Here is an 18,368-nt window from a genome sequence, read left to right on the forward strand (position 1 = left end):
AAGAATCTAAACTCTGAAATTTAAATTAAGAAAAAAGTGAATTTCCATCAATCAAAAAATATAGTTTCTTCTTTTAAAAACACATTTTCTTTAATGTGTATTACTCTGTTTATTAGCGGAAACATCACAGCCCAAAACAATTTCCCAGACATTGTAAAAACCAAAGAAGGAAAACTTTCTTTTACAACAGATAATCAAGGAAATCAAATCCCAGATTTTTCTTTTGCAGGATATAAAAACTCTGAAGTTGCCATTCCGAATTTGGAAAACAAGATTTTTGTTTCTCAACAAGAAGAAGATGCAACACAGAAAATCCAAAATGCAATTGATTATGTAAGCGCATTAAAACCTGATAAATCAGGATTTCGTGGAGCCGTTTTGTTAGACAAAGGAACTTTCAAAATTAGTGGAACATTATACATTAGAAAATCGGGAGTTGTTTTAAGAGGAAGTGGCAATACCGAAAACGGAACCGTACTTTTAGGAACTGGTTTAGAAAGAGAAGCTTTAATTAGAATTTTAGGTGTAAACGATAAAGTGTATAAAGATTCATTTGAATTTGCAAACGCTTACACGCCACTTGGAACGCAAAAAATTCAATTAAAAAATACATCAAAATTAAAAGTTGGAGACGAAATCGAAATCAGTAAACCTTTAACGGATAACTTCATTAAAGAAGTAAACATGCAAGATTTCGGTGGAGAAACTTCTTGGATTGGATGGAAAAAAGGGGATTGGGCGACAACTTGGAATCGTGTCGTAACCAAAATCAACGGAAACGAAGTGACTGTAAATGCTCCAATCACAATGTCTTTAGATGATGTTTTCGGAACTTCAAAAGTAACTGTTTATTCATGGCAAGGAAGAACTGAAAATAACGGAATTGAAAATATCTTAATAAAATCAAACTACAATCCTTCAAATTTAAAAGACGAAGAACACCGTTGGCAGGCTATTAGCATTGAAAGCGCTAGAAATGCTTGGGTAAAACAAGTTAATTTTAAGCACTTTGCAGGTGGAGTCGTTACGGTTTTAAAAACAAGTCAGCAAATTACAGTTGAAGATTGTATTGCAACAGAACCAATTTCAGAAATTGCTTCATTCAGAAGGCATACTTTTTATACCGAAGGGCAGCAGACTCTATTTCAGCGTTGTTACTCCGAATTTGGATATCATGATTTTGCTGTGGGTGGCTTTGGAACAACTGGACCAAACGCTTTCGTACAATGCGAATCACATTTGCCATTCGAAAACAGTGGCGCAATCGGAAGCTGGGCCACAGGAGTTTTATTTGACATTGCGAATATCGACGGAAAAGCATTAAGCTATAATAACAGAGAACAAGGCGGAAGAGGCGCCGGATGGACAGCAGCCAATTCTGTAATCTGGGAGTCATCGGCATCAAAAGTAGAATGTTACAGTCCGCCAACAGCACAAAACTGGGCTTTTGGAGTTTGGGGACAATTTGGTGGAAATGGACACTGGAAAAATGTAAACGAACATATCAGTCCAAGAAGTTTATTCTATACGCAGTTAGAAGCTAGATTAGGAAAACTTCCAGTTCAGCCATTTATCTATGATTTAGGTTCTGAAGCTTCTTCAAGTCCGAGTGTAGAAGTCGCTGCAGAATTGACTAAAAACTCTGCTACAACGGCAAAAAGTTTACAGGAATTGATTGCAGAAGCTTCAAAAGGAAATCCGATTAATACAGACAGTAAAGGTTTAAAAAATGCAAACGATTTAAAAGTTGCTCCAAATAAAACAGAAAAATCGACTTCAAAAGTAATCACAGAAAATGGCTGGTTAACTTTTGAAGGAAAAGTAATTGCAGGAAAACAAACCAACGTTGATTGGTGGAGAGGAAATTTAACAGATGATTTTGTAAACAAATCATTACCTCACATAACGCGTTTTGTTCCAGGAAGAACAGGAAAAGGATTGACGGATCAAGTGCAGGAAACGGTTGATTATTTGACTAAAAATAATATCGTTGCCTTAGAGCATCATTACGGTTTATGGTACGAAAGAAGAATGGACGATCACGAACGCGTACGCCGATTTGATGACGATGTTTGGCCTCCGTTTTACGAACAGCCTTTCGCAAGAAGCGGACAAGATTTTGCTTGGGATCATCTGAGTAAATACGATTTAACAAAATTTAATGATTGGTATTGGAGCCGTTTAGCGCAGTTTGCAACGCTTGCAGAACCAAATGGACAAATATTAATCAATCAGCAATATTTTCAGCACAATATTTTAGAAGCCGGAGCGCATTGGGCAAGTTCACCTTGGCGTTCTGCTAACAATATCAACAGCACAGGATTTCCTGAGCCACCGCCTTACGCAGGAGACAAACGTATATTTATGGCGGAGCAGTTTTATGACATTACAAATGCTCAAAGAAGAAAATTACACGAAGGTTTCATTAGAAAATCATTCGAAAACTTTCAGGAAAATAGTAACGTAATTCAGTTAACAAGTGCTGAATATACAGGTCCGTTACATTTTATGGAATTCTGGTTAGACCAAGCCCAAAAGTGGAAAGACGAAACGGGCAAAAAAGGTTTAATTGGTTTAAGTGCTACAAAAGATGTTCAAGATGCTATTTTAAATGATGCTAAAAGAAATAAAATTGTAGATGTAATTGATATTCGCTATTGGTATTATAAAGAAGACGGCTCGGCTTATGCACCGCAAGGAGGTGTAAACTTAGCACCAAGACAGCATGCGAGAAAACTAAAAACTGGAAAAGAAACGGATAATCAGGTATATCGCGCTGTTCGTGAATATCGAGAAAAATATCCTGAAAAAGTCATTTTATATTCAACAGACGGTTCTTCAAGATTTGGATGGCCAGCTTTAATGGCGGGAGCCTCATTGCCAAATATTCCGAAAATCGAATTGCCTCAGTTTTATGCCGCTTTAAGCGAAATGAAATTAGTTGAAGGAAATACTTTTTCAGACAATCTCTGGAAGTTGGAAAACAAAGGAAAAAGCTATCTTTTCTATTTGAAAAACGACCAAGATATCACAATTGATTTATCAAATGAAAAAGGAACATTTGAAGTATTTGCAATAAATGCTACAACAGGAAATACAACAAAAAAAGCTAACATTAGCGGAGGAAAACAAGTCATAATTCCACAAGCTGAAATAAAAGAAAAAGTGCTTTTTGTAGTGAAAAAATAGTTAGCCACAGATTTCACAGATTAAAAGGATTAAAATAAAATCTGCCTAATCTGTGAAATCTGTGAGAAAAAATATAAAGACAAAGCTTGGAAAATCCATTAAATCAGTGAAATCTGTGGCAAAAAAATAAAACACAATTCAAAAACAAACCAAAATGAATCTGAAAATTAAATCTTTATACGCTCTTTGTATAAGCTTTATGTTGACAGCGCAAAGCGGATTTTCGCAATCAGCCAAAACAAAAGCATCTCTGCCTCAAATCAAAGTATCTAAAAATCAGCATTATTTTGTTACTGAAAACGAAAAACCATTTTTCTGGCTTGGCGACACAGGGTGGCTAGCATTCGGAAAACTGGACAGAGCAGGAATTGAGAAATATTTTAAAGACAGAAAAGACAAAGGATTCAATGTTGTTCAGGTAATGGTTTTGCACAACATAAATGCAGTTAACGTGTATGGCGATGCAGCTTTGATAAACGAAGACGTTTCCAAGCCCTTGATTACAGCAGGAAATGATTTCAAAGATGCAAAGCAATACGATTATTGGGATCATGTAGATTACACCTTAGACGTGGCTCAGAAAAACGGAATTTATGTAGCGATGGTTCCAGTTTGGGGAACAAACGTTTCAAAAGGAAATAAAGTAAGCAAAGAACAGGCTACTGAATATGCTAAGTTCTTAGCTAATAGATATAAAAACAGAACCAACGTAATTTGGTTAAACGGTGGAGATACTCACGGAAATGAATTCCAAGATATCTGGAACGCCATTGGAAACACTTTAAAAACTAACAATCCAAATCAGTTAGTTACTTTCCACCCATTTGGAAGAACTGATTCTTCAGAGAATTTCCACAATGAAAAATGGTTAGATTTCAATATGTTCCAATCAGGACACAGAAGATACGATCAGGATTCTATAAAAACGAATTTCAAAGAAGACAATTACAAATTTGTGCTAAGAGATTTTCAATTAAAACCAACAAAACCAACACTTGACGGAGAACCATCTTACGAAGGAATTCCACACGGTTTGCACGATACATTACAGCCAAAATGGACCGCAAGCGACGTTCGTCGTTATGGATATTGGTCAGTACTTTCAGGTGGTGCAGGTTATACGTACGGACATAACGCTGTAATGCAAATGTTCAGAAAAGGCGATAAACCAGCTTACGGAAACAAAGAATTATGGACATCAGCCATTAATGCGCCTGGAGCAAAGCAAATGGTTTATATTAAGAAATTAATGGAAGAAGTGCCATTTTTAGAAGGAGTTCCAGATGTTTCTTTAGTTGTAAATCAAGGAGAAAAATACGATTATATTCCAGCGATAAGAGGCGAAAAATATGCTTTACTGTACACTTACAATGGAAGAATAATAGAAGTAAAACTAGGAAAAATTTCAGGTGATAAATTCGAAGCGACTTGGTACAATCCGAGAAATGGCAAGAAAACGAAAATCGGAACATTTGATAATAAAGGAACTCAAAATTTTCAGCCAGAAGGTAAAAAAGAAGATGGTAATGACTGGGTTTTGATTTTGAAATCTACTAAGTGATTAGTGAAAAGTAAAAAGTAATTAGTGAAATGCAATTCGTGAATATGGAATCACGAATTACCCACAATCTTGTCATTTCGACGAAGGAGAAATCTCCGTTAGTAGCTCAGCATAGTTGAGCAACTTTGAAGAGTTTCTTGTGAAGATTTATTTCATCCGTTCGCTATCGCTCGGGTCTCCTTCGTCGAAATGACAAAAAATGAGAGTAAAAATCTGTACTAATCATTTTATCACGATAGCTATTGGGAGTGGCAAAAGAAAAAAACACAACTATGAAAAAAATACTTATAGTACTCTGCTTCATAACTGGATTGAACACCGTTTTCGCTAACGACGGCTGGTTAAACATCCTAAACGAAGGCGGAAACAACAAAGGAATAAAATGTACTCAAGCCATTCAGAATGCCATTGAAAAAGCATCTAAAAACGGTGGAGGAACTATCTTTTTCCCTGCTGGAGAATACTTAACTGGAGCACTAACATTAAGAAGCAACATCACGATTCATTTAGATTCTGGAGCGCTTTTAAAGTTCTCAGAGAACTTCGATGATTTTCTTCCGTATGTAGAAATGCGTTACGAAGGAATTGTTATGAAAAGTTTCCAACCCTTATTTTATGCAAAAGATGTAGAAAATATCACCATCACAGGAAGAGGAGTAATCGACGGACAAGGAAAAGCATGGTGGAATGAAGTGTATAGAATTGAAACGGCAAAAGAACCATTGCCTCCAACCAAATACCAAACCATGTGGGAAGAGCAAAATAAAGGCCTTTACACAGAACCGTATTATAAGAGAACAGTTGATAAAAAGTTTTTCAGACCATCTTTTTTCCAAGCTTACAACTGCAAAAATATTTTAATCGAAGGCGTAACCTTTAAAAATTCACCATTTTGGACAATTAATCCAGAATTCTGTGATAATGTAACCGTTACCGGAATTTCGATTTTTAATCCGCATTCGCCAAATACGGACGGAATCAATCCTTCTTCGTGTACGAATGTTCATATTTCAAACTGTCATATCAGCGTTGGTGATGATTGTATCACGATTAAATCAGGAAGAGATGGCGACGGACGTAAATATGGAAAAGCAACAGAAAATGTAACCATCACAAACTGCACGATGTTAAGCGGTCACGGTGGAGTGGTTATTGGAAGTGAAATGTCGGGTGGAATCAAAAAAATCACAATATCAAACTGTGTTTTTGATGGGACAGATCGCGGAATCCGTATCAAATCAGCACGTGGAAGAGGTGGTGTTGTAGAAGATATTCGCGTCGATAATATCGTAATGAAAAACATCAAAGAAGAAGCAATTGTATTAAGCCTTTTCTACGACAAAGGAACGCAAGTTGAACCTGTAACCGAGAAAACGCCGATTTTCAGAAACATTCACATGAGCAATATTACGGCTTCAAACGTAAACAAAGCCGGACAGATTCTGGGAATTACAGAAATGCCAATTCAAAACATCACTTTCTCTAACATCAATATGGACGGAAAAGAAGGTTTTACCGTAAGTACAGCAACAGATGTTGAATTTCATGATGTGAAAGTAAACGCCACAATTGGTTCTTCTTTCAAAATATCAGATTCAAAAAATATTATTTTAGACAATGTTGGATCTTCAACACCAATAAAAGGAGTTCCGGTTATCAAATTAGATAATGTTTCAAATGCGTTGATCAACAATAATTTTCCATTCAATCCAACCGATATTTTTATCGAAGCCGATGGAAAAGACTCTAAAAATATTTTCTTGAAAAACAATGTTTTAAACAACGTTACAACGAAAATCAAAAAAGGAGCTTCTTTAGATAAAAAAGCAATTACAGAATAAAAACTGGTGAGCCAACTTTGTCAAAGTTTGAAACTTTGACAAAGTTTAAAGACAACGCAACATGAAAAAAATATTCATCATACTAACCCTTTCGCTTTTTGCGATTAGTTATTCGCAGAAAAAGAAAGATTTATATCTTTTTACATCGTTTAGAGAACCCGCAACAGAAGGTTTATATTTGGCATACAGCGAAGACGGTTACAACTGGAAAGGATTAGAAGGATCGTTTTTAAAACCCGAAATTGGAGCCAGTAAAATCATGCGTGACCCCTCAATCACAAAAGGAGCAGACGGAACGTATCACATGGTTTGGACAACCGACTGGAAAGGCGGAAATGGTTTTGGTTATGCAAGTTCAAAAGATTTGATTCATTGGTCAGAACAGCAATACATTCCCGTAATGAAAAATGAGCCAGAAGTCGTAAATGTTTGGGCTCCAGAAATTTTTTATGATGATGTAAAAAGAGAATACATCATTATTTGGGCATCGACAATTCCGTTTAGATATCCAAAAGGAGTGGAAGAAGAGAAAAACAACCACAGAATGTATTATGTAACGACAAAAAATTTCAAAACGTTTTCGGATACAAAACTATATTACGATCCAGGTTTTAGCGTAATAGACTGTGTGATTGTCAAAAAAAGCAAAAAAGATTATGTTTTGGTTTTGAAAGACAATACAAGACCCATGCGAAATATAAAAGTAGCTTTTGGGAAATCGCCTTTAGGGCCGTTTGAAAAACCTTCAAAACCTTTAACCGAATATTTATCTGAAGGTCCGACAGTAGTGAAGGTGGATAAAAACTGGTTGTTGTATTATGACAATTACGGTTCGAAAAATTATAAAGCGTTAAGCACAACAGATTTTGTTCATTTTGAAGATGTATCCTCCAAAATAAGCCTTCCCGAAGGTCATAAACACGGAACGATTACAACAATCTCTGAAGACGTTTTAAAAGGATTAATTGATAGAAAATAAAAGATAATGCCACAGATTTCACAGATCAAGCATATAAAAAATAATCTTTTTTAATCCGTGTAATCTGTGACAAAAAAATAAATAAAATGATTACTTTCCAAAACATAAAAACCAACATCATTACAGCCACAATCCTTTTGGCATGTACCGCTGTAAATGCGCAGAACGATACTGTGCGTTATGTTGGGAAAACACTTTCAAACATCGATTATCATCACGGACAGTTAAGTCCAGCGGTTGGAGTTCACGCTACGCAAATTATGCGTGCAAGCCGCGAACATCCTGAAAAAGCAGATGGTTTTGGATGGACATACAACCACCAGCCAATGATGGCGTATTGGAATAATACATTTTATTTGCATTATTTAAGCGATCCATCGGGAGAACACATTCCGCCAAGCCAAACTTTATTAATGACTTCTAAAAATGGTGTAACGTGGACAAAACCAGAAGTTATTTTTCCAATTTACCGAATTCCTGACGGATGGAAAAAAGAAGGCGTTGAAGGCGTTGCCAAAAATTTGGATGCAATTATGCACCAAAGAATGGGCTTTTATACATCAAAAGACAACCGACTTTTTGCTTTAGCGTATTATGGAATCGCAATGGATGAAAAAGATGATCCAAACGACGGAAAAGGAATTGGACGTGTGATTCGTGAAATCAAGAAAGACGGAAGTTTTGGCGAAATTTATTTCATCAGATATAATAAAACTTGGGACAAATCGAAATCGAAATTCCCATTTTATACCGCATCAAAAGATAAAGGTTTGAAAAAGGCTTGCGAAGAAATCTTATCAGAACCATTGGTTTTACAGCAATGGGTGGAAGAAGCCGATCGTGACGATGAATTGATTCCGTTACAGAAACCTTATAAAGCGTTTAGCTATTATCATTTGCCAAACGGAAACGTAGTGGGGTTATGGAAACACGCTTTAACTTCCATCAGCAGAAATGGCGGAAAATCTTGGGATTATATGCCATTGCGTGCTCCGGGATTTGTAAATAGCAATGCTAAAATCTGGGGACAAAAAACGTCAGACAATCGTTATGCGACGCTTTATAACCCGTCAGAATATCGTTGGCCATTGGCAATTTCTACAAGTGACGATGGATTGAATTACAAAGATTTATTATTGGTTCACGGAGAAGTAAGTCCGATGCGTTACGGCGGAAACTACAAATCAGCAGGTCCTCAATATGTTCGCGGAATTACAGAGAAAAATGGAACTCCGCCAGACGGAAAAATCTGGGTGGGTTATAGCATGAACAAAGAAGATATTTGGGTGGCATCGATTCCAGTTCCGGTTACTTCGGTGGTTACTGAAAATGTAAATGATGTTTTTAATAATCTTCCTGACGGACAAGAACTAAAACTATGGAATACATATGATCTTTCATGGGCATCAACAAAAATCGAAAAGAAAGCTGATGGCAAAAAATGGCTGACTTTAAGAGATCAGGATTATTTTGACTATTCACGTGCTGAAAGAGTTATTCCTTTTGCTTCAAAAATGGAAGCTGTTTTCACAGTAAAACCAGAGCAAAATAATCACGGATTATTGCAGATTGAATTTCAAAATAAACAAGGTTTACCATCGGTAAGATTGATTTTTGATTCGGATGGAGAATTAAAGGTAAAAAATGGTGCGCGTTTGAGTTCGGTTACAAAATACGAAGCAAACAAAGCATATACAATAACAGTTAAATTAGATGCTAAAAACCGTCAATACACTATAAAAGTAAACGATGGAAAAGAATCAACAAAGATATTTTATGCGCCAACAGACGGTTTCGAGCGAATTATGTTCCGCACAGGAGAGCAAAGACATTCGCCAGATCCAGATACAGCGCCAGATACAGACGATTACGACGACCTGCCTCAAACGGGAAAATTAATCCCAGAAGCAGTATTTAATGTCGAATCGTTGATTACTAGAAAGTTGTAAAGAAAAAATAGCCGCAACCCGAGCGATAGCATAAGGGCGAAGCAATTCACAAATTATTTTTATAATCAATACGTCGTTTTTGTGATTAATTAATCGAATTAAACTTTCGGAAAAAATTAGAGAAATAAAACGCAAAGAATAATTAGAGAAAATTCGTGAATTCGTGGCGAAAAAAATACCATATAAAGTGAAGTTTTTTAAAGACATATTATTAGTTGTTACTTTTTTAATCACGTTCATTTCAAATGGACAAATTCTACCTGTACGTTTAACAACGGAAATGGCCGAAAATCCATTAGCAGTAGTTCAGAATCAGCCGAAATTGAGCTGGCAATTGGTTTCAAAAGAATCCGATGCCTCACAAGTTGCTTATTTGATTTTAGTAGCTTCTTCGGAAGAAAAACTAAAAATGGATGATGGGGATGTTTGGAACAGTGGAAGAGTTAATACCGATAAAAACCTGCATATCGTTTATAATGGAAAACCATTAAAAAGCGAAACCAAATATTTCTGGAAAGTTAAAGTTTGGAATCAGGCTGGAAAAGTTTCAAAATGGAGCAAAACAACTACTTTTAGAACAGCTTCATTAGAATCAGATTTAAATCCAATTTGGATTGGAGCCATTACCAAAGCCGACAGCCATTTACCAGAAGGAAGAAACTACCACACAGCCACTTTCAATAGAGAAAAAAAGAACTCGTTTATCAATGCATCCGATTCGCTGGCACGCAGAAGTATCATGCTTCGCAAACCTTTCGAAATAGAAAAAGCAGTCAAAGAAGCAGTTGTTTACATTTCAGGTTTAGGACATTACGAATTGACTATCAATGGGAAAAAAGTAGGAAACAGCCAGTTTGCACCTTTGTGGACAGATTATGATAAAACGGTTAACTACAATGTTTATGAATTAAGTGCAAAAGAATTTCAAAAAGGCGATAACGTAATTGGTGTTTTGTTAGGAAACGGAATGTACAATACGCTTGCTGAAAGATATACCAAATTCTTCGTAAGTTTTGGTCCACCGACTTTATTCTTTAAAATGAAAATCAAGTATAGTGACGGTTCAGAAGAAATCATAAAATCAGATAGATCTTGGAAATACAGTAAAAGTCCGATTACCTATAACAGTATTTTTGGAGGAGAAGATTACAATGCCAATTTAGAACAAAAAGGTTGGGATCGTAAAGGTTTCAAAGATAGAGATTGGAAAAAAGTTGTCATTCAGGAAGCACCAAAAGGAGTTCTTAGACCACAGACTGCTCCGCCGGTTACCATTCAGAAACAATACGAAGTTAAGACTGTAAAAGAGCTGAAACCTAATTTCTATGTTTTTGATATGGGGCAGAATCTTTCGGGATTTCCAACCATCAAAGTAAAAGGAAAAAGAGGGCAATCGATTCGTGTTTGGGTCGCTGAAGGTTTAAATGAAGAAGGCACAATAGCGCAGGGAAGATCTGGAAAGCCATATTATTACGATTACACTTTAAAAGGAGACGGAATAGAAGAATGGACGCCAAAATTCAGTTTCTACGGTTATCAATATGTTCAAATTGAAAATATTAATTATAAAGAAGATAAAAATGCATCGTTTCCAACTTTGCTTGATTTAAAATCGAATTTCATTTACAATTCGGCAGGAGAAGCAGGAAGTTTCGTTTGTTCAAATGAGATTTTCAACAAAACACACGAACTGATAAATAACTCGATAAAAAGTAATTTCCAAAGTGTTTTTACCGATTGTCCGCAACGCGAAAAATTAGGTTGGTTGGAAGAAATTCAGCTGAATGGTCCAGGTTTAATGTTCAATTATAATCTTCAGACTTTCCTTCCTGCAACGATGCAGAATATTTCTGATTCACAAAGAGAAAACGGTTTAATTCCGACAATCGTTCCTGAATATGTAATTTTTGGAGGTGATTTTACCGATTCTCCAGAATGGGGCGTTACAGGCGTAATTTTACCTTGGATGTATTATGAATATTATGGTGATGCTTCATTATTAGAAAAATATTTTCCTGTAATGAAAAACTATGTGGATTATCTGGGAACAAAAGCAACAAACCATATCGTTTCACACGGATTAGGTGATTGGTACGATTACGGAACACACCCAGCTGGATATTCTAAAAATAGTCCGATTGCGCTTTCGGCGACTTCTCATTATTATTACGGAGCTTATTTAGTAGCCAAAGCATCAAAATTATTAGGAAAAACGGAAGATTTTGAGAAATACAATGCATTAGCTTCAGAGATTAAAACAGCTTTCAACAAAGAGTTTTTCAACGAAGAAACTAAACAGTACGGAACCAATAGTCAGTTTAGCAACGCTGTTCCGGTTTTTATGGATATTGTGGAGCCGCAGTATAAAGAAGCTGTAATGCAGAATTTGCTAGCAGATATCAAAGAAAAAGGCGATCGTTTGACAACGGGAGATGTTGGAAATCGTTATTTATTCCAGACTTTGGCGAGAAACGGAGAAAACGAAACCATGTACAGAATGCACAATCATTATGACGCGCCGGGTTATGGTTTTCAGATTAAATTTGGCTTGACCACTTTAACGGAGCAATGGGATCCTAGAAAAGGAAATTCTTGGAATCATTTTATGTTAGGACAAATTGAAGAGTGGTTTTACCAAAGTTTAGCCGGAATTATGTCCGATCCTGAAAAACCAGGATTCAAACATTTCTTTATTCAGCCAGAAGTGGTTGGCGATATGACTTTCGCGAAAGCGGACTATCAATCGGTTTATGGAAAAATTGCTTCTTCTTGGGAAAAGAAAGATGGCAAATTTATTCTGACAGTTCAGATTCCAGTGAATACAACAGCGACAGTAAAATTACCAGTTGCTAAAAATTCAGAAATAAAAATGGATGGTAAAAGGGTTAGAGCAGGTTTTGATGAAAAAGCTCAGAAGCCAGTTTTGGAATTAGGATCTGGAATTTATACAATAGAATGTCAATTGTAATTATGAGTTATGAATTGTAACTAAACTCGAAAAAATAGAAAAAATCAATTGCCTCCAGCTTTAGCTGGAGGTTTAAAATAAAGCAACTCACAAGGCTTTAGCCAAATAATTAAGTTCGGCTAAAGCCAATTAAAAAAATCAATTTGTTTTCCTCCAGCTGAAGCAGGAGGCAAATCAAAAAAATGTAATAATGAAAAAAATAAAATACATCTTCTTACTTTCCATTTTTGCTTTGACATTTGCCAATGCGCAAAGCACTTCTGATACCAATTTTAGAAAACCTGTATCCGAAACACTTAAAAAGATCGAAACTCTTTTTAATGTCACGATCAACGACGACAGAGGTTTATTAAAAGGAAAAGAACTGGATTATGCCGATTGGAGAATTGAACCTGGAAATTTGCCACTTTCGCTAACGAACATTTTAGCGCCGTTTGAATTGATGTATTTCAAACAACCTGATGGAACCTACATTATACGCAAGTATGAAAACCATAAAGTTTCGGTAGATAAAGGAAAAGAACGTTTGTTTTACTTAGAAAGCCTTTACTCGACCAAAGAAGAATGGGAGAAACGCAAAACGGAGTTAAAAGCTTGTATGATTGAATCATTTGGTTTGGATAAGGCGCCCCCTACACCGAAGTCTAAACCACTTTTAACTCCAAAAAGAATTTACAAAGATTACAGTGTCGAGAATATTGCATTAGAAATTTTGCCTGGTGTTTATGCGACAGGATCGATTTACAAACCGTATCCGTTAAATAAAAAAGCAGCTGTTATTTTAACTCCTGACGGGCATTTTGGCGACGGAAGATATAGAAAAGACGAGCAATATCGTTGTGCTATGATGGCAAAAATGGGAGCAATAGTGGTTGGTTACGATTTGTTTGCTTGGGGAGAATCGTTACTACAATTTCCAGAAGAAACGCATAGAAATAGCATTGCATCTACAGTTCAGGTTTTAACTGGAATTCGTTTCTTGGATTACTTAGCAACGGTTAAGAATGCTGATATGACAAGAGTTGGTGTTACAGGTGGTTCCGGCGGAGGATCTCACACGATGTTTTTAGCAGCAATTGATGATAGAGTTAAAGTTTCAGCTCCAGTTGTAATGGTTTCGTCTCACTTCTCAGGCGGTTGTCCTTGTGAAAGCGGACGAGGAATTCACTTGTGTGGAAACGGAACTAATAACGCTGAGATTTCTGCAATGATGGCTCCAAAACCGCAATTGATTGTTTCTGACGGAAAAGACTGGACATTGGCAGTTCCGGAATTAGAATTTCCTTTTATCCAAAGAACTTATGAATTGTATGGAAAGAAAGATTTAGTAGAAAACGCTCATTTTGCAAAAGAAGGTCACGATTTCGGAATCTCGAAACGTATGGCTTTGTATCCGTTTATGGCAAAATATTTAAACTTAGATTTGAATAAAGTAAAGAACGACAAAGGTGAAATCGATGAATCAACTTGTGTAATTGAACCAAAAGAGAAGTTGTTGGTTTTTGGAGATAAAGGAGAAAAACTGCCGAAAAATGCTTTAAAAGACATCAACAAATTATATGAAATGTTCGGAGAAAAAAATCTGAAAGTTTACGAGGTTAAGAAATAGCCACGAATTCACGAATTATTTTTTATAAGCGATATGTATTTTTTGTATCAAATTGTTCGAATTAAGATTTTCGGTAAAAATTAGAGAAATAAAGCGCAAAGAATAATTAGGGAAAATTCGTGAATTCGGGGCGAAAAAAAAATATACTATGAAGTTAAAATTTAAAATAACGGCAATCTGTTTTGGAATTTTTTCCTTGACTGCAACAGCTCAAAACGACCTAAAATTATGGTACGATAAACCAGCTGCAATATGGAATGAAGCTTTACCTTTAGGCAACGGACGTTTGGGGGCAATGGTTTTTGGAGATCCAGCAGTGGAACGTTTGCAGTTGAACGAAGAAACCATTTGGGCAGGTTCTCCAAATAGCAATGCTCATAATAAATCGATAAAAGCACTTCCAATTGTTCGTCAGTTAATTTTTGACGGAAAATTTGATGAAGCGCAGGATTTGGCAACGCAGGAAATTATGTCGCAAACGAATGACGGAATGCCATATCAAACTTTTGGGAGCGTTTATATTTCATTCAACGGACATCAAAAATATACCGATTATTACCGTGATTTAAACATTAGCAATGCTACGGCAAAAGTAAAATACAAAGTAAACGGTATTGAATTTACAAGAGAAATTCTAACCGCGTTTTCAGATCAGGTTATTGTAGTAAAACTTACTGCGAGTCAGCCGGGACAGATTACTTGTAATGTTTTTATGAACAGTCCAATTGATAAAACGGTTGCTTCGACAGAAGGAAATCAGATTATACTTTCGGGAGTTGGAACTAATTTTGAAGGCGTAAAAGGAAAAGTTAAGTTTCAAGGCCGATTAACGGCTAAAAACAAAGGCGGTGAAATCGATGCCAGCAACGGTGTTTTAAGTATCAACAAAGCCAATGAAGTAACTTTATACATTTCGATTGCTACGAACTTTAAAAACTATCAGGATATTTCGGGCGATGAAATTGCGAAAAGTAAAGACTATTTAGCGAAAGCGGAAACAAAAGATTTTGAAACTATAAAGAAAGCGCACGTTGATTATTACCAAAAATTCTTCAACAGAGTTGCTTTAAATTTAGGTTCAAATGATTTGATTAAGAAACCAACAAACGAAAGAATCAGGGATTTTTCGAAACAGTTCGATCCCCAATTAGCTAGTTTGTATTTCCAATTCGGACGTTATCTTTTAATTTCAAGTTCACAGCCAGGCGGACAGCCAGCTAATCTACAAGGAATTTGGAATGATATGGTCACTCCGCCTTGGGATAGTAAATACACGACAAACATCAATGCCGAAATGAATTACTGGCCTGCACAAGTAACTAATTTGCAAGAAATGCACGAACCATTTGTACAAATGGCAAAAGAGTTAAGCGTTACAGGTGCAGAGACAGCCAAAATGATGTATAATGCAAATGGTTGGGTTTTACACCATAATACTGATATTTGGCGTGTAACTGCTCCGGTAGATTCAGCTGCTTCGGGAATGTGGCCGACTGGCGGTGCTTGGGTTTGTCAGGATTTATGGGAAAGATATTTATATACTGGTGATAAAAAGTATTTAGCAGAAATTTATCCAATTATGAAAGGTGCTGCGGATTTCTTTTTAGATTTTATGGTTATCGATCCAAATACAAAATATTTAGTAGTTGTCCCGTCAAGTTCGCCTGAAAACACACACGCAGGCGGAACAGGAAAAGCAACAATTGCGTCAGGAACTACAATGGATAATCAGTTGGTTTTTGATTTGTTTACTCATGTAATTGAAGCTTCAGTTTTAGTTTCTCCAGATGCTGCTTATGTGAAAAAAGTAAGTGATGCTTTGGCAAAAATGCCTCCAATGAAAGTGGGTAAACACAGTCAGTTGCAGGAATGGCAGGACGATTGGGATAATCCAAAAGACAATCACAGACACGTTTCGCATTTGTATGGATTGTATCCAAGTAATCAGATTTCACCAATTAAAACACCGGAATTGTTTGAAGCGGCTAAACAATCTTTGATTTATAGAACAGATGAATCTACAGGCTGGTCAATGGGTTGGAAAGTGAATTTATGGGCGAGATTATTAGACGGAAATCATGCTTATAAATTGATTCAAGATCAATTGCATTTGGTAACAGCAGATCAGAGAAAAGGCGGAGGAACTTATCCGAATATGTTAGATGCACATCAGCCTTTTCAAATTGACGGAAATTTTGGATGTACAGCCGGTTTCGCCGAAATGTTAATGCAGAGTCAGGAAGATGTGATTCATTTACTGCCTGCTTTACCAACTGTATGGAAAGATGGAAGTATAAAAGGGTTAGTGGCAAGAGGTGGATTTGTAATCGATATGACATGGAAAAACAATAAAGTTTCGGAGTTAAAAATCTATTCGAAAATTGGAGGAAACTGCCGATTAAAAGTTGAGAATACGTTGAAAGGTTCTTCGCTAAAAAAAGCAAAAGGAAAAAATCCTAATCCGTTGTTTTATGATGTAGAAGTGAAGAAACCGATTATTTCTAATGAAGCAAAATTGCCTAAAGTACAATTGCCAACCTACAATATTTACGATGTGAATATGAAAGCAGGACAGACGTATACTTTTTCGGGGAATTAAAAATTATTTTAAAACCATATAAGTACTATAAGAAAATATAAAGTAAAACTTAATTGAACTTATATTACTTATATGGTTTAACTTTAAAAAGATAGAATTTTAAATGTTGACAAATTTCAAACATAAAATAATAACACTTTCAATAGTAATTGCTTGTATAAACAGCAGTTGCAAATCGACTGCGGAACATTCTCAAAAAGGAAAATCGGTTATTTTAAAAGAAAAAAACTTTAAGCATTATGTTGATTATTTCAACACGATGGAAGATGAGAATTTAAAATTCGCAATTCCGAATGACAGTGCGTGGGCGTGGATGGAAAAGAATATTCCGTTGTTTGAATGTCCGCAGCAGAATTTTGAGGAAATCTATTATTTCAGATGGTGGAGCGTTCGTAAGCATATCAAAAATACTCCACAAGGATTTGCAATTACAGAGTTTTTAGTTGATCGTTCGTATGCCGATAAATACAATATGATCAGTTGTGCTTTGGGACACCATATCAACGAATTTAGATGGGTTCATGATCCGAAATATATTGAGCAGGATGTGAAAATTTGGTACCGAGGAAATGATGGAAAACCAATGAACAAATTGTATAAATTTAGCAGTTGGACAGCCGATGCCTTGTACAATCGTTATTTGGTAAATAAGGATGAAAAATTCTTATTTGATTTGTACCCAGACATGGTTACAGATTATGCAGTTTGGGAAAAAGACCGCCTGCGTAAAGATGGATTATTTTGGCAGCATGATGTGAAAGATGGAATGGAAGAATCTTTAAGTGGAGGACGAAAAGTGCAAAATGCAAGACCAACAATTAATAGTTATATGTACGGGAACGCTGTAGCGATTTCTAAAATGGCTGAATTGAAAGGAGATAAGGAAACAGAAAACAAATTCAAAGCGAAAGCTGACGTTTTGCAGCAATTAGTAGAAACGAAATTGTGGAACAAGAAAAGTGAGTTTTTTGAAACCTTAGCAGAAAAAGATACTTTGGCACAAGTTCGAGAAGCCATCGGGTTTATTCCGTGGTATTTTAATCTTCCGGAGCAAAACAAAGGTTTTGAAAAAGCTTGGGAACAGATTAAGGATGAAAAAGGATTTTCGGCTCCATTCGGTTTAACAACAGCAGAAAGAAGAAGTCCGCGTTTTAGAACACACGGAACAGGAACCTGCGAATGGGATGGGGCAATTTGGCCTTTTGCAAGTTCACAGACTTTAACGGCTTTAGCGAATGTATTGAATAATTACAATCAGAATTTTGTAGCCAAACCTGATTATTTCAAACAGATGGAATTGTATGTTCAGTCGCAATATTACAGAGGGAAGCCTTATCTTGGCGAGTATTTGGATGAAACAACGGGTTATTGGTTAATGGGCGACAGAGAAAGAAGTCGTTACTACAATCACTCCACTTTCAATGATTTGGTGATTACAGGATTGGTTGGTTTACGCCCGAGAGCAGATGAAAAGATTGAAGTAAATCCGTTGATTCCACAGGAAAAATGGGATTGGTTTTGTTTGGATAATGTTTTGTATCACGGCAATATTATTACCATTCTTTGGGATAAAACAGGAGAAAAATATAAAAAAGGAAAAGGTTTTAGAATCTTTAAAAACGGAAAAGAAATTGCGGTTTCTGAGAAATTGGAGCGTGTGATTTCAAATTAGT

General features: G+C 36.1%; 9 protein-coding genes. All 9 read left to right on the forward strand.

Annotated features, from left to right (window positions below; genetic code table 11):
- The first annotated feature begins 93 nt into the window (after nucleotides 1-93).
- The 9 genes from AAYQ05_RS13165 (at nucleotide 94) to AAYQ05_RS13205 (ending at nucleotide 18,367) form a co-directional block, all read left to right on the forward strand.
- Nucleotides 94-3,189, forward strand: a complete 3,096-nt coding sequence (locus tag AAYQ05_RS13165) for a DUF6298 domain-containing protein (RefSeq protein WP_343543920.1) — start codon at nucleotides 94-96, stop codon at nucleotides 3,187-3,189.
- 154 nt (nucleotides 3,190-3,343) lie between these two features.
- Nucleotides 3,344-4,750: a glycoside hydrolase family 140 protein gene (locus tag AAYQ05_RS13170; protein ID WP_343543922.1), complete on the forward strand. Its 1,407-nt coding sequence runs from the start codon at nucleotides 3,344-3,346 to the stop codon at nucleotides 4,748-4,750.
- A gap of 272 nt (nucleotides 4,751-5,022) precedes the next feature.
- Nucleotides 5,023-6,591: a glycoside hydrolase family 28 protein gene (locus tag AAYQ05_RS13175; RefSeq protein ID WP_343543924.1), complete on the forward strand. Its 1,569-nt coding sequence runs from the start codon at nucleotides 5,023-5,025 to the stop codon at nucleotides 6,589-6,591.
- Nucleotides 6,592-6,652: 61 nt separating this feature from the next.
- A complete protein-coding gene (locus AAYQ05_RS13180) occupies nucleotides 6,653-7,570 on the forward strand; it encodes a glycoside hydrolase family 43 protein (protein WP_343543926.1) in 918 nt (305 codons plus the stop codon).
- A gap of 86 nt (nucleotides 7,571-7,656) precedes the next feature.
- Nucleotides 7,657-9,519 carry a six-hairpin glycosidase gene (locus AAYQ05_RS13185; protein WP_343543928.1) on the forward strand — a complete coding sequence of 621 codons (1,863 nt, stop codon included), beginning with the start codon at nucleotides 7,657-7,659 and terminating at the stop codon, nucleotides 9,517-9,519.
- A gap of 163 nt (nucleotides 9,520-9,682) precedes the next feature.
- Nucleotides 9,683-12,487, forward strand: a complete 2,805-nt coding sequence (locus AAYQ05_RS13190) for a glycoside hydrolase family 78 protein (protein WP_343543929.1) — start codon at nucleotides 9,683-9,685, stop codon at nucleotides 12,485-12,487.
- A gap of 190 nt (nucleotides 12,488-12,677) precedes the next feature.
- Complete coding sequence (locus tag AAYQ05_RS13195) at nucleotides 12,678-14,096, forward strand: acetylxylan esterase (RefSeq protein ID WP_343543931.1); 1,419 nt, start codon at nucleotides 12,678-12,680, stop codon at nucleotides 14,094-14,096.
- 148 nt (nucleotides 14,097-14,244) lie between these two features.
- Nucleotides 14,245-16,695: a glycoside hydrolase family 95 protein gene (locus AAYQ05_RS13200; protein ID WP_343543933.1), complete on the forward strand. Its 2,451-nt coding sequence runs from the start codon at nucleotides 14,245-14,247 to the stop codon at nucleotides 16,693-16,695.
- Nucleotides 16,696-16,798: 103 nt separating this feature from the next.
- Nucleotides 16,799-18,367: an MGH1-like glycoside hydrolase domain-containing protein gene (locus AAYQ05_RS13205; protein ID WP_343543935.1), complete on the forward strand. Its 1,569-nt coding sequence runs from the start codon at nucleotides 16,799-16,801 to the stop codon at nucleotides 18,365-18,367.
- Nucleotide 18,368: the final 1 nt, after the last annotated feature.

The organism is Flavobacterium movens (genome assembly GCF_039581425.1).
In the GTDB taxonomy this organism is placed as follows: Bacteria; Bacteroidota; Bacteroidia; order Flavobacteriales; family Flavobacteriaceae; genus Flavobacterium; species Flavobacterium luteolum.

What these genes read in the sequence shown, in the direction of transcription:
- AAYQ05_RS13165 (WP_343543920.1), top strand. Translation starts at nt 94, where the DNA reads ATGTGTATTACTCTGTTTATTAGCGGAAACATCACAGCCCAAAACAAT.
- AAYQ05_RS13170 (WP_343543922.1), top strand. Translation starts at nt 3,344, where the DNA reads ATGAATCTGAAAATTAAATCTTTATACGCTCTTTGTATAAGCTTTATG.
- AAYQ05_RS13175 (WP_343543924.1), top strand. Translation starts at nt 5,023, where the DNA reads ATGAAAAAAATACTTATAGTACTCTGCTTCATAACTGGATTGAACACC.
- AAYQ05_RS13180 (WP_343543926.1), top strand. Translation starts at nt 6,653, where the DNA reads ATGAAAAAAATATTCATCATACTAACCCTTTCGCTTTTTGCGATTAGT.
- AAYQ05_RS13185 (WP_343543928.1), top strand. Translation starts at nt 7,657, where the DNA reads ATGATTACTTTCCAAAACATAAAAACCAACATCATTACAGCCACAATC.
- AAYQ05_RS13195 (WP_343543931.1), top strand. Translation starts at nt 12,678, where the DNA reads ATGAAAAAAATAAAATACATCTTCTTACTTTCCATTTTTGCTTTGACA.
- AAYQ05_RS13200 (WP_343543933.1), top strand. Translation starts at nt 14,245, where the DNA reads ATGAAGTTAAAATTTAAAATAACGGCAATCTGTTTTGGAATTTTTTCC.
- AAYQ05_RS13205 (WP_343543935.1), top strand. Translation starts at nt 16,799, where the DNA reads ATGTTGACAAATTTCAAACATAAAATAATAACACTTTCAATAGTAATT.